Origin of the sequence: Ensifer meliloti (assembly GCF_030064585.1) — a bacterium.
GTDB classification, from domain to species: Bacteria; Pseudomonadota; Alphaproteobacteria; order Rhizobiales; family Rhizobiaceae; genus Sinorhizobium; species Sinorhizobium meliloti.
Map to the genome: position 1 here is coordinate 286,487 of NZ_CP120365.1, position 14,058 is coordinate 300,544.

Here is a 14,058-nt window from a genome sequence, read left to right on the forward strand (position 1 = left end):
TGAAGATGGCGCGGAGTGTGCATCGGCTCCGCATCGCGGTCGTCGTGCGACAGACGGAGACGGCATATGCAGATCGAGAACAGGTTGAACGCTGCCGCTGCGGCAGGTGACGGCTTGGGCAATCTCGCCGGGCGTTCGGCTGACCAGGCCGGTGCCGCAGACAAGGGCGAGAGCGGGGTGGCGGTTCCGCCTACGGGCTTCGTCGACCCGACACCGCGCATTTCGCTTTCCGCCGACGCGCTGCTCTATCTCGGCCGGGCCAAAAGAACGCCTGAGAAATTGCCGCCACTCACGAAGGACGAGTGGAACAATCGTCTTTCGCCGCAACTAGCGGCACGCGAACACCAGGCGTTCGGCAGGCTCGCCGAAACCGGTGACTACAGGGCATATTACCGGGCCTTCATCGACTATTATGACGGCCTTCGCCCGGAGGATCAGAACAGCCTGCGCTATTTCGGGACGCGCGAAGCGGCGGTCGCCGGCCTGCGGTCGCTCGATTATGATGCCGACAGCGGCCTGGACATGGATGCCGAATTCGAGAACCTGGTCAGCGTCTTTCTCGAGGAAGACAAGATTGCCCCTTCGCCGGCCACAATCACGATGTCGCCGGCAGAACGCGCCTTTTTCGCCTGGGATGCGTCCAACATCAGCTACGAGGTAGATGCGCCCGAGCCGAGACCGATGACCGAAATCGAACGGCTTTATTCCGAGCTGCTATAACGATCCGTCTCCGGGTCCAGCAGCGCATATATGACCGGAAAACGCCCCCTTCGGCGCGGCTATGGTTAGCATTTCGCCAAAATGGTGCCGCCTTTAACCGGGCGGTAACTCTAATGCGCTTTAATCATTCTACAGCGAGTTGCGTTCGGAGTGGGTAAAGCGTCATGCGTAAATTTGTATCTCCCCAGGCAGGCAAGTCCGTGATCCGTCTCTGTGCGGCGATCCTGCTTGCGGGTGTAGCGACCGGTTGCAGTTCTGACGCCAGCCGCTTCGGCGGGCTCTTTTCGCGGTCCGACGACATAATGACGGGTTCGATCCCGCAGGGCTCGAGTACGGTACCGCGAGGCGATGTCGCGAGCGGCGGTGCGGCGCCCTCCTACGGGAACAGCGCAGCGCTCGGCCAATCCTATCCCTCCGGCGACGGCAACGGAGGCTACAATACGGCCGCCGCGCCGGTATCCAGCGCCCGTGTCGCATCGACGCCGATGAGCGTTCAGCGAACGAGCCTCGATGAGCCGTCGGCCGCATCCCGGCAGCCGCAGGTTCAGACCGCCTCCCTCGAATCGCAGGCTGCGGCCCTCCCGAAGGCGGAGCCGCTGGCGGGGGCTGCCAAGGATATGTCGGGCAAGGGGGGCTGGAGCGCCTCCAACGCGCCGACGATCATGGTCCGTCAAGGCGACACGGTTACGGTCCTCGCCAGACGGTTCGGCGTCCCCGAGAAGGAGATACTGAAGGCGAATGGCCTGAAATCGGCAAGCCAGGTAGAGCCGGGCCAACGCCTCGTCATTCCGACATTCGGTACTGCAGGCAGCGCCGCGAAAGCGGCTGCATCGGGTTCGATCGCCGACGTGGAGGGCGGCAAGAAGCGTCCGTCTCCGCTGCCGACCGATCAGCGCGAGGTGGCGATCCTCCCCGGCCAGTCCCAATCGCGTGAAAAGAGCGAAAGCCGCAGCGATGTCGCGGCGGGCAAGCTCAACAGCGCCGGCGAGGGCGGTGGAGATGGTGCCTATACGGTCAAGCCGGGCGACTCGCTCAACCGTATCGCCAAGGCGAACGGCGTTTCGGTCGCTGCCCTGAAGCAGGCAAACGGGCTATCGACAGAAGCCATCCGCATCGGGCAAAAACTCAACATCCCGAGTGCCTCGGCGAAAACACCGGCGACCGATGCGGTGGTCACGGCTTCTGTTTCGGCCAAGAAGAACGAGGCCCAGGCGGCTTCGACGGAGCAGGGCAAGCTGACTGAAACCAAGGCGCCTGCCGCCAAGGAAAGCGTGTCGGAGGTTGCCATCCGGTCGGATGGTAACGAGGATCTTCCGAAATCGACCGGCATCGGAAAGTACCGTTGGCCGGTCCGTGGCGCGGTCGTCGCGGCCTATGGCGCCAATGTCGACGGCAACCGAAACGATGGCATCAACATCTCGGTGCCGGAGGGGACCCCCATCAAGGCAGCCGAGAACGGCGTCGTGATCTACTCGGGCAGCAGCCTGAAAGAACTCGGCAATGCCGTTCTGGTGCGCCACGACGACGGTACGGTGACGGTTTACGGCAACGCTGCCGAACTCAAGGTCCAACGCGGTCAGAAAGTCCAGCGCGGCCAGACGCTCGCATCCTCCGGCATGACAGGCAGAGCGACCCGGCCTCAAGTTCACTTCGAGGTGCGCAAGAATGCGACCCCGGTCAACCCTGCGACCTATCTGGAATAAGCCGTGGCACCGGCTGTGTCCGGCTGGTAGGCAAATCGAAAGCGCCGCGTGTCTGGCGAGACGCGCGGCGCTTGTGCGATCACGCCACCTGGCGGCAAGTGCAATTACGCAGGAGTGTCGAGTTGTCTGCGCAGACGACCGGCCAGATCCTGAATGAATTGCCAGGCGACGCGGCCGGACCTCGATCCTCGCGTCGTCGCCCATTCAAGAGCCTCGGCATGCAGCGCTTCGGGCTCGAGAGGCAACTTGAAGTACTGCGCATACCCGTCGACCATCGCCAGATAGTCGTCCTGGCTGCATTTGTAGAAACCAAGCCAAAGCCCGAAGCGGTCGGAGAGCGACACCTTTTCCTCGACGGCTTCCGAGGGGTTTATGGCGGTGGATTGCTCGTTTTCCATCATGTTGCGGGGCAGCAGGTGTCTGCGGTTGGACGTCGCATAGAGCAGAACGTTTGCCGGGCGCCCCTCGACGCCGCCGTCGAGAACCGCCTTCAGCGACTTGTAGGAGGTATCGTCGTGATCGAAGGAGAGATCGTCGCAGAAGACGATCACGGGCATCGGCGCCGCCTTCAGGATTTCCATCAGCACGGGCAGGGTGGCGATATCCTCCCGGTGTACTTCGACGAGCTTGATTGCGCTGGCGGTGTCGTGGGCGACCTTTGCGTGGACCGCCTTGACCAGTGACGATTTGCCCATGCCGCGTGCGCCCCACAGGAGCACGTTGTTCGCCGGATAGCCTTCGGCGAAGCGGAGCGTGTTGTCGAAGAGAATGTCGCGGACATGGTCGACGCCGGCGATGAGCGCGAGGTCGATGCGATTCGGCCTCGGGACGGGCTGCAGGTGGCGCGTGGCCGGTGCCCAGACGAAACACTCCGCCTCATGCCAATTGTTGACGGCATAGGCCGGTCCGGCGATGCGCTCCATCGCGGCCGAAAGCTTCTGTATTTCGTTGAGCAGGGCGTCGATCTTGCTTTCGGGCATTTCATGTATCTCCGGCAGGCTGAATTTCGAACTGGGCGGCCGACCCGCGCGATAGCGGGCGTGCGTCAGCCCACCCAAATCCTTGAATCGCCGCGACGTTCATCCTCCGGTCGAATCCGTTGAAGCTGCCGCCGGCGGCGTTTTTCTCGGTAGCACGGCGGTTTACGCTGGAAAAGACCGGCAGCCTGCAACCAGGGGGTTCTCCTGCTGCGGAATTTGTGCCAGAGGCAGGAGAAACGGGGAAGTGTACCGACGATTTGTGCTACGGGACGGCTTGCCTATATTCCGGCAGGTTTGCCGCGGGGGCAAGCGCGCAATTTGAACTCAAGGAGTGATCGATGTTTATTACCGAAGCTTTCGCGCAGACGGCGGCCCCTGGGGGCGGCGGCGCCGACATTCTGATGTCCATCCTGCCTTTCCTGCTGATCTTCGTGGTGATGTATTTCCTGATCATCCGGCCGCAGCGTGCGCAGATGAAGCGCCGCGAAGAGCTCCTGAAGAACATCCGGCGCGGCGACCAGGTCGTCACCGGCGGCGGCATTGTCGGCAAGGTGACCAAGGTCGTCGACGATACGGAGCTCGAAGTGGAGATCGCCGAGGGCATCAAGGTCCGCGTCGTGCGCAGCGGCGTCTCCGAGGTTCGCGTGAAGGGCGAGCCCGTCAAGGAGTAACCCCGGCGCGGGTACTTGAAGAAGCGTGCGCGGTTTTCGCCCGCATACCGCGCCTTCGATCGGCATTGATCACGGTTTGATTTTGGAGCGACGCGAGGCCAAAATCACCGTGGTTAGGGCAAGGGCCGCGACCGGCAGAGACCGGCGGATGGAGCATTTCGAAATATGCCCAGGTTGTCGCCGTTCAAGAATATTCTCATCTGGCTGGTCGTCCTTGCGGGCCTCGCCTTCGCACTGCCGAATCTCCTTTCCAGAGAGCAGCTCGCGGACTGGCCGACCTGGCTGCCGCATCGGCAGGTGCCGCTCGGGCTCGATCTCAGGGGCGGTTCCCATATCGTCCTCAAGGTCAGCCGCGAAGACATCGTCGCGGAGCGCCTGCAATCGACCATCGACACGATCGCCGATGCGCTGAGACAGGCGGATATCCGCTATACGGGGCTGTCCGGAAGCGGGCAGGGTCTGCAGTTTCGTCTCCGCGATGCAATGAAAGCACCAGCGGCGCGTGACGCACTGAAGGCGTTGGTCGCCCCCGTTCGACAGGGCGGGCTTTTCGGGAATTCCATCCAGGAACTGGTCTACGAGGAAAGCGCGACCAGCGACACGCTTCGGCTTCGCCTGACGGACGAGGGCATAGATCTGAGGGTCTCAGATGCCGTCGCCCAGTCCATCGAGGTCGTACGCCGGCGTGTCGGCGAAGTCATCGCGGTCGTGCCGATCATAGAGCGTCGCGGCGGTGACCGGCTGAGCGTGCAGGTCCCCGGTCTGGACGAGCCGCAAAGATTGAAGGATCTCCTCGGGCAGCGAGGAGATGTCGCCCTGAAGTGGCTGGATTCCTCGATGCCAGCACAACAGGCCGTCGATACGAGGCCGCCTGCGGGGTCCGAGGTCCTCTATTCGCTGGACGATCCGCCGATACCCTACCTCGTCGAGAGACGCGCCTTTGCTGCGGCGCCGGACTTCGTCGAGGCACAGCCGGGCTTCGATCCGGCAACGAGCGAACCTGTCGTCAATGCAAGGATTGCAGCCGGGGCTGCCGCGCGGGTCGCGCCGTTCCTGCAGTCGGATCCGCGGAAGCAGTTCGCGATCGTGCTCGACGGACAGGTTATCTCGACGTCCGTTCTGGATGGCGCGCTTTCCGGTGATGCCGTCCGGATTTCCGGAAATCTCTCGGAGGACGGGGCGAACGATCTTGCCGCCCTGATGCGGGCCGGCCCGCTTCCCGTTTCGCTGACGGTCATCGAGGAGCGCACCGTCGGTCCCGAGGACGGGGCTGACGCCGTTGCAAACGGCCTCACGGCGGGCCTGATCGCGGCCATTGCCGTAGCAGCCTGTATGATCGGCTTCTACGGCTTCTTCGGTGTCGTGGCCGTCATTGCCGTCATCGTCAACGTCGTGCTGATCATCGCGGTCCTGTCCGTCACCGGCGCCACGCTGACGCTGCCCGGAATTGCCGGGATCATCCTCACAATCGGAATTGCGGTCGATTCGAACGTTCTCATCTACGAGCGGCTCAGGGAAGAAGCGCGCACCAGCGGCAAACCCTTGCGAAGGGCGCTGGACGACGGATTCGAGCGCGTCTTGAGGAGCATCGTCGACGCGAATCTGACGATATTCATTGCCGGCGCCATCCTCCTCTATCTTGGGTCGGGCGCTATTCGGGGTTTTGCGGTTACGCTTGCCATCGGCAGCGTCACCACCATTCTGACGGCGCACAGCCTGACACGCCGCCTTATTCGCGGATGGTATCGCCGCCGCCTGCCGCAGCGTCTGCCGCGCGGCATTCGGACCGGATTTTTCAGCCGGGCGGATTTCCGTTTCATGGCGATCCGCAATCCGGTCTTTATTCTTATGACGGCATTGTCGCTTGCTTCGCTGGTTCTCCTGACGAGCCTCGGGCTCAACATGGGAGCAGATTTCAGGGGCGGCTCCGTCATCGAATTGAGAGCACGGACCGGCGTCGCCGATGGTGCCGACATCCGTGCCCGTCTCGACGAATTGAACCTCGGAGACGTTCAAGTCGAGGAACTTGGATCGGCGCAAGACGTTCTCGTCCGTATCCCGTCGCAGGAAGCCGGCGACAATGCCGAGCAGACGGCCGTCGGGCTGGTTCGCTCCGAACTTGAGGATCAATATGTCTTCCGGCGTGTCGAGGTGGTTGGCCCCGGTGTTTCCGGAGAGTTGACGCGGGCAGGGTCGCTCGCGGTTGCCGCAGCCGTGCTGGCCGTTCTGCTTTACGTGTGGCTTCGGTTCGGCCGGCGATTTGCCGTCGGAGCCATCGTCGCGACGTTGCACGATGTGCTGCTGACGCTCGGGTTCCTCGTTCTGACCGGCATCGAATTCAATCTCGCCAGCATCGCAGCGCTGCTGACGATCGTGTGCTACTCGCTGAGCGACACCATGGTGATTTATGATCGAGTCCGGGAGAATCTGGTGCGCTATCGAAGGATGCCGCTCTCTGTCCTGATCGACACGTCGATCAACCAGACCCTGTCGCGGACCGTCCTGACCGCCGTGACGACGCTCCTTGCTCTCGTTGCGTTGTATCTGTTCGGAGGCAGTGGTCTCGTCCAATCCTTCAGCGCAACACTCATATTCGGTGTGCTTGTGGGCACCGTGTCTTCGATCTATGTCGCGGGACCGCTGCTTATCCTCTTCAATCGCCGAAACAATCGTCTTGGAGGCACGCAGGACCCGGCGGAGCCGGATGCCTCGTCGGAGACGGAAGCAAAGGGTGCGGTGTGATCATGGCAAAAGGGATCGAAATGCGCGAAGCGCACTTTCCGGGACGCGCACCTGTCGACGCCTACGGCAATGGCGGCTTCCGCTTCGCCGATATGTCGCATCGCGGGTCGGTTCTGATGCTGCCTTCCGGCATATACGCCTGGGACGTTGCCGAAGGCGACGTGCTCGCGGTCGCGAAATTCCAGCGCATCTTCGATGAGGCGCGTGACGTCGAGGTGCTGCTCGTCGGCACCGGCCGGGAAATCCGTCCCTTGCCGGGAGACCTGAAGGAAGCGCTCAGGGCCGCCAACATCTCGTCCGATCCGATGAGCACCGGGGCGGCGGTGCGGACCTATAACGTGATGCTGGCGGAATCGCGCGCCGTCGCCGCGGCATTGATCGCGGTGTGAGGCGTTCGAAGGAAGCTCGGCGTGCAACAGTCCGATGATCAGATTCTCGCAACCTTGCGGGACACCGACCGCGATCGCTACCTGGCCTGTCTGCTTTCTCCGGCAGAGAAGCGCCACTCGCTCGCGGCGCTCTATGCCTTTTACGCGGAAATCGCCCGTGTCCGCGACATGGTCAAGGAGCCGCTCCCGGGCGAGATCCGGCTGCAATGGTGGCGTGACACTCTCGAAAACGAGCAGTCCGACGGCGCGGGGCATCCGCTGGCCGAAGCGCTCCTGCGTTGCATTCGCGAGCATCACCTTCCGGTTCGCGTCCTTCAAGACATGATCGATGCACGCATTTTCGATCTTTACGACGACCCGATGCAGGACAGGGCGGCGCTGGAGGGTTATGCCGGCGAAACCGCATCGGCACTCATTCAGCTTTCATCTCTCATCCTGGACCCCGACAACGCAGCGAGGTCTGCAGACGCAGCCGGCCATGCCGGGGTTGCTCAGACGGTTGCCGGTCTCCTACTGCTTCTCCCGGTTCATGTCGGGCGTGGCCAGGTCTATCTTCCTGCCGAGCTTTTGAGCGCAACGGGCCTCGACAGGGAAACGCTTCTTGCCGGGACCGACGAGAGTGCGATCGAAAGGGCCGTTCGCGCCTTCTGCGGCCTCGGCCGCGATCATCTCGCCAAGGCACGTGAAGGCGCAGGCGCGATCTCGGGCCGGAATTTCTCGGCGTTCATTCCCGTTGCCCTCGCCGAACCGGTGTTCGATCGCGCGGAGGCCGCCGGAGCACGAATCCTTCGTCAGTCACTGCAGCCGCCGCAATGGCAGCGGCAATGGCGGATGTGGCGGGCGAGCCGGCGCCGGGAGTTTTAGCGTTCGCTAGCCGCCCGGCCGTCACGCTGGCGCAAGTCTCGCGGGATATGACCCTCCTCAATCGGAATCCCGTCGCTATCAAGGGACCCACGCAATGCTTTGGTTACTGCTCCTGGTGGCGATCGCCGCCGTCTGCCTGTTCTATATTCGGATGAACGCACGTGCAGAGCGCGATGCCGACAATCCGGATGCCGGGTCGGCGATCGTGGAATTCGGCCGGGCATTCCCCGACGAAGCGATCCGGGCGCTGCATTCGACCGTCGACAGAACGGCGATCTTCCTGCGGCTGCACGATGGCAAGGCCGGGTTCATACAATCGCACGGCACGCATTATGTCTGCCACGTCATTCAGCCCGGCAAGGTGCGGGTCAACACGTCCGAGAGTGGGCGGGGGCTAATCGTCCACTTCCCGGATTTCGCCTATCTGGACAATGCTTTCGAGTTTCGGACGGCCGCCGAGGCAGCCGAGGTTTCGCTCTGGCTGCTCGGCACTTTCAGTCCGAAATCGGAGTTGGAAGTAGCGGGTGACGCGGCGCAGGGTCTGGATTGACCGGTTGAAACCGGAGTTCTCATCTCTCGTCAGACGGCTTGGTCGAGCCAGCTTGCGCAATCGCTCAGCGCGCGCGATGCCATCGCCTGCTTCTTGGCGAGCGCCTTCTCCTTGCCCCGGAAGCGTTTGGCACCCTCCGGCCTTGTCAGGGCGCCCGGCTCGAGCGGCGGAAACAGCCCGAAATTGATATTCATCGGCTGGAACGAGCGCTTGCCCGGTTCGTCGTCGGAGACGATGTGGCCGCCGGTGATGTGATCGAGGAGAGCACCGAAGGCCGTGGTCACCGGCGGTAGCACGGGAGACGCGCCTTTGCGTTCCGCCGCGGCGAAGCGGCCCGCCAGGAGGCCGATACTCGCGCTTTCCACATAGCCCTCGCAGCCGGTTATCTGGCCGGCAAAGCGCAGTCCCGGACGTGACTTGAGCGTCAGCGAATGATCGAGGAGCGTCGGTGAGTTGATATAGGTGTTGCGGTGCAGGCCGCCGAGCCTCGCAAACTCGGCATTCTGGAGCCCCGGAATCATCCGGAAGACTTCGCCTTGCGCGCCGTATTTCAGTTTCGTCTGGAAGCCGACCATATTGTAGAGCGTGCCGAGCGCGTTGTCCTGCCTAAGCTGCACTACTGCATAGGGCTTGACCGACGGATTATGGGCATTGGTGAGGCCCATCGGCTTCATCGGCCCGTGACGCAGGGTCTCTCGGCCGCGCTCTGCCATCACTTCGATCGGAAGGCAGCCGTCGAAATAGGGCGTGCCTTCCCATTCCTTGAAGCCGGCCTTGTCGCCGGCAATGAGCGCATCGACGAAGGCGTCATACTGCTCCTGTGTGAGCGGGCAGTTGATATAATCCTTGCCCGTGCCGCCCGGGCCGACCTTGTCGTAGCGCGATTGGTGCCAGCAGATATCCATGTCGATCGTGTCGGCATGGACGATCGGTGCGATGGCGTCGAAGAAGGCGAGGGCATCGGCGCCGGTCTCCGCGCGGATCGCCTCGGCGAGGTCCGGTGCTGTCAGCGGGCCCGTCGCAATGATGGCGAGATCCCAATCCCTCGGCGGCAGGCCCCGGATCTCTTCCCGAAGAACCGTGATCAGCGGATGGTCTGCGATCGCTGCGCTGACGGCCTCGGCAAAGCCTTCGCGGTCGACCGCGAGCGCACCGCCTGCAGGCACCTGGTTGAGATCGGCGCATCGCATGATGAGCGAGCCCGCAAGACGCATCTCCGCATGGAGCACGCCGACGGCATTGCTGGTCGCATCGTCGGAGCGGAAAGAATTTGAGCAGACGAGTTCGGCGAGGCTCTCGGTCTTGTGCGCATCGGTGCCACGCACGCCGCGCATTTCATGCAGGATGACCGGCACGCCCGCTTCGGCGATCTGCCAGGCGGCTTCCGACCCGGCGAGGCCGCCGCCGATGACGTGGATGGGCGAATGGGAGGACGTCGTTTTGTTCATGGGCGGCTTCCTACCACAGGCATCCGTCGCTTCCAAGAAACGAAAACGGCGCCCGAGGGCGCCGTCTTCAAGCCAAGCAATACTCGATCCGATTAGCGGAAGGAGCGAGCCGCGATGTTGCGGATGTCGTAGCGGGTAATGCCGATATCGTTCAGAGCGTGGTTGGAAAGGCTGCCCAGCTCGGCAACGGTACGGCGGTAGTTGATCCAGCTTTTTGCAATGCGAATCGGGTTCATGGTCGTTTCCTCAAGAAGATCGCTCGCGACAGTGATTGTCTGCGTCGTTGAGGTTCTTATACGCTTGTCTAACTGGGAGATGGAGTGCAAAGTAGATGCATCTGCTATGCATTTGTGCAGTGCATCGATCATTTCGTGAGCATGCATTTCGCCCGGCTCGAAAATGCGCCATCGATCAAGTATCGGTTAAGTTGCTTTCTCAGGGACTACTGCACGAGATCAGAACGGCCCAGCAGAATAAAAAAACGCCCACCGGCGGAGCCGGAAGGCGTTTGAAAGGCCATGATCTGGCGAAAGCTTTGATGCTTACTTGATTGCCTGACGGGCAACGTAGGGGATGTCTGCGCGGCCGATGCCGAGATCAGTCAGCTCACGGTCGCTCATGCGGCCGAGTTCGTTGCAGGTCTGACGATACTTGCGCCAGTTGTTGAAAGAACGTGCGAGGTTCATGATCCTATTCCTTTCTAGGTCGTTCGCCAGCGCTCTATCTCTCTTGCTGGCCATCATCTTATGAACCGGAATATAATCGGTTTGAGCCGGGATTACAGAGATAATGCTGCATCGCACCCATGCGCGGCGTGCAAAGCTTTTCGATGGCATTAACCGCGACTTAACCTTTTGGTGCCGATGCAGGCTTCCCGCGCATTTCGAGACCGTTCCAAGGACCTTGGCGGTCTTTGCGCCTGTTGAGATTCATCTGGAGTTTATGACGGCTGCTGCGAGATAGATGATGTCGTTGAGGCTCTCGTGGGTTTGTCGGCGTTCAGGCGGTGCGGACAAGATTGCCGACTGCATGCCCCAGGAAACAACGTATCGGAGGTCTGCAATCTCTCCTCTCCTCATCTCTGTGCTTGTCACAGAGATGAGAGCAGCGCCGCGTCTGCGGCGCGGGAAGCGTTGTTTCAGCCCAAGGACTTGGTCTGGCTGGATCCCTGTGACGAGCACAGGGATGAGGGAATCAAACAAGCCGCCCCGGGTATCCCGAATCTCAACAGACCTTAGAACGCGGCGCGCCGTAGTGTGGGTCTCGGCGTCACTGCTATGGGCGGAGGGAGAAATAAACAACGCCCGCTGGGGGAGGAGGTCCAGCGGGCGTTGTTTGATCTGATTGGCAACCGGGAGGAGGAGTGTCGCCAATCCGTATCGGGCGCGCTGGGAGGAGGAGTGCGCTGCCCGATCGATGATTGGAATATAGGCCGAACCCCCGGATTTTACTAGGGGCTGCCACGAATGGCACCTATGCAAGTGATGCATGGCTCAGGCGTCGAATGATCACTAAATGCCGAAATAATGGGCAAGTGGATCGTTTTACAAAATGCGCCGGGATATCTGAGGGAAAATGACGCCCGTCGGGGGAGGAGGACCGGCGGGCGTCATAAAGGCGATTGGCAACCGGGAGGAGGAGTGTTGCCAATCCATCGAAGCGGCGATGGGAGGAGGAGTGCGCTGCTTCGAATTCTGTCGAGCTTAAGCCCGGATCTTTGCGGCACGTCCCGCTGCGGGCGATCATTCCCGCCGGCGCCCGTCCGGCTATCACCGCGGCGCCTCGATGATTGGAATATAGTGGCCTCAAATCGATTTGTGCAGTGCAATGTCCACATGGAAGATATGCGGATTGCGCAACGCGGATGGCCGTCCGCCGTCCCGACAATGGATGGCGCGGATCCAGTGGCTGTTATGCGTCGGGACGCGCGGCATCACGTTTCTGCCGGCATCCTCTGCTAAGGAGCCTCAAGCTTGCCGTTCGAAGCGCGGGCTGCGAGCGGGCAACGGGCGCGAGCATTTTCCCTTTGATCCGTTGAAAACGAGTGTTATAGAGACGCCGCGCTCGGGAGCCCTGAACCTTTCGCATGGCCCAAGAATATCCGCGGCATTCCGCTGATGAAATCTTGTGAGGAATGCGATTGGGCGGTGCGATCGTCTGAACGCGGGTATGGTGAAATTGGTAGACACGCCAGATTTAGGTTCTGGTGCCGCAAGGCGTGGGAGTTCAAGTCTCTCTACCCGCACCAGGACGATATAGCAGTCACGCGTCGGTATTCGGCGCTGAGGAGGGCCGGCAAGGCGCCATTTTGCTTGCAAAGCGGTCGGAATTGCGTAAAGCCACTCCCGGCAAATGGATCGGCTCACGTGCTCGCCTAGCCTTTCAAGGGAAGAGCACTGTCAACGTGAAGTGAAGGTTTTAACATGCAGGTTATCGAAACGCTCGCTCAAGGGCTGAAGCGCGAACTCAAGGTCGTTATCCCGGCCGACGAAATGGAGGCTCGGATGAACGAGCGCCTCGTCGAGGTGAAGGATCGTGTCCGCATCAATGGCTTCCGTCCCGGCAAGGTGCCGGTTGCGCACCTGAAGAAGGTTTACGGCAAGTCGATCATGGCCGATCTCGTCAACGAGATCGTTCGTGAAAAGCCGACGGAAATCCTCACGAGCCGCGGCGAGAAGTCGGCAACCCAGCCCGAAATCGCGATGACCGAGGACGAGGCGGAAGCCGACAAGATCCTGAACGCCCAAGCCGATTTCGAATTCACGGTCGCCTACGAAATCATTCCGCCGATCGAACTCAAGGATGCAAGCGGCATCAAGGTCACCCGTGAGGTCGTCGACGTCAGCGAGGATGAAGTCAACGAGCAGATCCAGCGCATCGCCGAGAGCGCCCGCACCTACGAATCGAAGAAGGGCAAGGCTGCCAATGGCGACCGCGTCACGGTCGACTATCTCGGCAAGGTCGACGGCGAAGCCTTCGACGGCGGCAAGGACGAAGATGCTGAGCTCGTGCTCGGGTCCAACCGTTTCATCCCGGGCTTCGAGGAGCAGCTTGTCGGCGTAAAGGCGGGCGATGAAAAGACCATCACGGTCACGTTCCCGGCCGATTATCCGGCAGCCAACCTTGCCGGCAAGGAAGCGACCTTCGACATCACCGTCAAGGACGTCGCTGCCGCTGCCCCGATCGAGATCAACGACGAGCTGGCAACGAAGCTCGGCCTCGAATCCGTCGACAAGCTGAAGGAAATCGTCCGCGGCCAGATCGAAAGCCAGTTCGGCTCGATCACCCGCCAGAAGGTCAAGCGCCAGCTTCTCGACCAGCTCGACGAACTCTATCAGTTCGATACGCCCGAGCGCCTCGTCGATGCCGAGTTCGAGAACATCTGGCGCCAGATCAACACCGACCTGCAGCAGGCCGGCAAGACCTTCGCCGATGAAGACACGACGGAAGAGGAAGCGCGAGCCGAATATCGCAAGCTCGCCGAGCGTCGCGTCCGCCTCGGTCTGGTTCTCTCCGAGATTGGCGAAAAGGCCGGCGTTCAGGTCAGCGATGACGAGATGCAGCGTTCGCTGTTCGAGCAGCTGCGCCAGTTCCCCGGCCAGGAAAAGGAAATCCTCGAATATTTCCGCAACACGCCCGGTGCTGCCGCCTCGCTGCGCGCACCGCTTTTCGAAGAGAAGGTTGTCGACCACCTGCTCACCGAGGTTTCGGTGACCGACAAGAAGGTCTCGAAGGAAGAGCTGACGGCTGACGACGAGGGCGACGAAAAGCCGGCCAAGAAGACGGCCTCCAAGAAGAAGGCAGCCGCCAAGGCCGAAGCCGGCGAGGGCGAAGAAGCCGCCGCGCCGAAGAAGAAGGCCCCGGCCAAGAAGAAGGCTGCGGACGAGAGCGCCGAGTAACCGCATCTCTCAGGACACGAAGAGGCCGCCTCCGGGCGGCTTTTTCTTTTCTGCAGAGGGAAAGCTGCTCCGCACTTCTCCGGGAAGTGCTT

The 14,058-nt window shown here is 61.7% G+C and carries 13 protein-coding genes and 1 tRNA gene; 9 read left to right on the plus strand and 5 right to left on the minus strand.

Features of this window, described 5'->3' with window-relative positions; genetic code table 11:
* Nucleotides 1-66: 66 nt before the first annotated feature.
* Nucleotides 67-720 carry a hypothetical protein gene (locus tag PZL22_RS08460; protein WP_003534576.1) on the plus strand — a complete coding sequence of 218 codons (654 nt, stop codon included), beginning with the start codon at nucleotides 67-69 and terminating at the stop codon, nucleotides 718-720.
* 164 nt (nucleotides 721-884) lie between these two features.
* Complete coding sequence (locus PZL22_RS08465) at nucleotides 885-2,423, plus strand: LysM peptidoglycan-binding domain-containing protein (protein ID WP_013844335.1); 1,539 nt, start codon at nucleotides 885-887, stop codon at nucleotides 2,421-2,423.
* Nucleotides 2,424-2,527: 104 nt separating this feature from the next.
* On the opposite strand, the gene PZL22_RS08470 is transcribed toward PZL22_RS08465, so the two are convergent.
* Nucleotides 2,528-3,403, minus strand: a complete 876-nt coding sequence (locus tag PZL22_RS08470; RefSeq protein ID WP_003534583.1) for an ATP-binding protein — start codon at nucleotides 3,401-3,403, stop codon at nucleotides 2,528-2,530.
* Nucleotides 3,404-3,741: 338 nt separating this feature from the next.
* On the opposite strand from PZL22_RS08470, the gene yajC reads away from it, so the two are divergent.
* The 5 genes from yajC (at nucleotide 3,742) to PZL22_RS08495 (ending at nucleotide 8,619) form a co-directional block, all read left to right on the plus strand.
* On the plus strand, nucleotides 3,742-4,074 hold the full coding sequence (yajC, locus tag PZL22_RS08475; protein ID WP_003534584.1) for a preprotein translocase subunit YajC: 333 nt from the start codon (nucleotides 3,742-3,744) through the stop codon (nucleotides 4,072-4,074).
* Nucleotides 4,075-4,239: 165 nt separating this feature from the next.
* Nucleotides 4,240-6,816 carry a protein translocase subunit SecDF gene (secDF, locus tag PZL22_RS08480; RefSeq protein ID WP_284718588.1) on the plus strand — a complete coding sequence of 859 codons (2,577 nt, stop codon included), beginning with the start codon at nucleotides 4,240-4,242 and terminating at the stop codon, nucleotides 6,814-6,816.
* Nucleotides 6,817-6,818: 2 nt separating this feature from the next.
* Nucleotides 6,819-7,205, plus strand: a complete 387-nt coding sequence (locus tag PZL22_RS08485; RefSeq protein WP_003529512.1) for an Mth938-like domain-containing protein — start codon at nucleotides 6,819-6,821, stop codon at nucleotides 7,203-7,205.
* Between the two features lie 21 nt (nucleotides 7,206-7,226).
* Complete coding sequence (locus PZL22_RS08490) at nucleotides 7,227-8,069, plus strand: phytoene/squalene synthase family protein (protein ID WP_003529514.1); 843 nt, start codon at nucleotides 7,227-7,229, stop codon at nucleotides 8,067-8,069.
* Between the two features lie 94 nt (nucleotides 8,070-8,163).
* Nucleotides 8,164-8,619 carry a hypothetical protein gene (locus tag PZL22_RS08495; RefSeq protein WP_003529516.1) on the plus strand — a complete coding sequence of 152 codons (456 nt, stop codon included), beginning with the start codon at nucleotides 8,164-8,166 and terminating at the stop codon, nucleotides 8,617-8,619.
* 29 nt (nucleotides 8,620-8,648) lie between these two features.
* Here the strand turns inward: PZL22_RS08495 and trmFO are convergent, their stop codons facing one another.
* The 4 genes from trmFO to PZL22_RS08510 form a co-directional block, all read right to left on the minus strand.
* Complete coding sequence (trmFO, locus tag PZL22_RS08500; protein WP_003529519.1) at nucleotides 8,649-10,067, minus strand: methylenetetrahydrofolate--tRNA-(uracil(54)-C(5))-methyltransferase (FADH(2)-oxidizing) TrmFO; 1,419 nt, start codon at nucleotides 10,065-10,067, stop codon at nucleotides 8,649-8,651.
* Between the two features lie 92 nt (nucleotides 10,068-10,159).
* Nucleotides 10,160-10,303 carry a DUF1127 domain-containing protein gene (locus PZL22_RS31575; protein ID WP_003529520.1) on the minus strand — a complete coding sequence of 48 codons (144 nt, stop codon included), beginning with the start codon at nucleotides 10,301-10,303 and terminating at the stop codon, nucleotides 10,160-10,162.
* A 306-nt stretch (nucleotides 10,304-10,609) separates the two neighbouring features.
* Nucleotides 10,610-10,753: a DUF1127 domain-containing protein gene (locus PZL22_RS08505; protein ID WP_003529522.1), complete on the minus strand. Its 144-nt coding sequence runs from the start codon at nucleotides 10,751-10,753 to the stop codon at nucleotides 10,610-10,612.
* Between the two features lie 243 nt (nucleotides 10,754-10,996).
* Nucleotides 10,997-11,440, minus strand: coding sequence for a hypothetical protein (locus PZL22_RS08510; RefSeq protein WP_086022568.1), 444 nt, complete (start codon nucleotides 11,438-11,440; stop codon nucleotides 10,997-10,999).
* A gap of 790 nt (nucleotides 11,441-12,230) precedes the next feature.
* Here PZL22_RS08510 and PZL22_RS08515 point away from each other — a divergent pair.
* Nucleotides 12,231-12,315 (plus strand) — tRNA-Leu (locus PZL22_RS08515).
* 175 nt (nucleotides 12,316-12,490) lie between these two features.
* Nucleotides 12,491-13,966, plus strand: a complete 1,476-nt coding sequence (gene tig / locus PZL22_RS08520) for a trigger factor (RefSeq protein ID WP_003529524.1) — start codon at nucleotides 12,491-12,493, stop codon at nucleotides 13,964-13,966.
* The last annotated feature ends 92 nt before the right edge of the window (nucleotides 13,967-14,058 follow it).

Bases quoted from the DNA above. Each gene is read 5' to 3' on its own strand.
- trmFO (WP_003529519.1), bottom strand. From the start codon at position 10,067: ATGAACAAAACGACGTCCTCCCATTCGCCCATCCACGTCATCGGCGGC.
- PZL22_RS08505 (WP_003529522.1), bottom strand. From the start codon at position 10,753: ATGAACCTCGCACGTTCTTTCAACAACTGGCGCAAGTATCGTCAGACC.
- tig (WP_003529524.1), top strand. From the start codon at position 12,491: ATGCAGGTTATCGAAACGCTCGCTCAAGGGCTGAAGCGCGAACTCAAG.
- yajC (WP_003534584.1), top strand. From the start codon at position 3,742: ATGTTTATTACCGAAGCTTTCGCGCAGACGGCGGCCCCTGGGGGCGGC.
- secDF (WP_284718588.1), top strand. From the start codon at position 4,240: ATGCCCAGGTTGTCGCCGTTCAAGAATATTCTCATCTGGCTGGTCGTC.
- PZL22_RS08460 (WP_003534576.1), top strand. From the start codon at position 67: ATGCAGATCGAGAACAGGTTGAACGCTGCCGCTGCGGCAGGTGACGGC.
- PZL22_RS08470 (WP_003534583.1), bottom strand. From the start codon at position 3,403: ATGCCCGAAAGCAAGATCGACGCCCTGCTCAACGAAATACAGAAGCTT.
- PZL22_RS08495 (WP_003529516.1), top strand. From the start codon at position 8,164: ATGCTTTGGTTACTGCTCCTGGTGGCGATCGCCGCCGTCTGCCTGTTC.
- PZL22_RS31575 (WP_003529520.1), bottom strand. From the start codon at position 10,303: ATGAACCCGATTCGCATTGCAAAAAGCTGGATCAACTACCGCCGTACC.
- PZL22_RS08465 (WP_013844335.1), top strand. From the start codon at position 885: ATGCGTAAATTTGTATCTCCCCAGGCAGGCAAGTCCGTGATCCGTCTC.
- PZL22_RS08485 (WP_003529512.1), top strand. From the start codon at position 6,819: ATGGCAAAAGGGATCGAAATGCGCGAAGCGCACTTTCCGGGACGCGCA.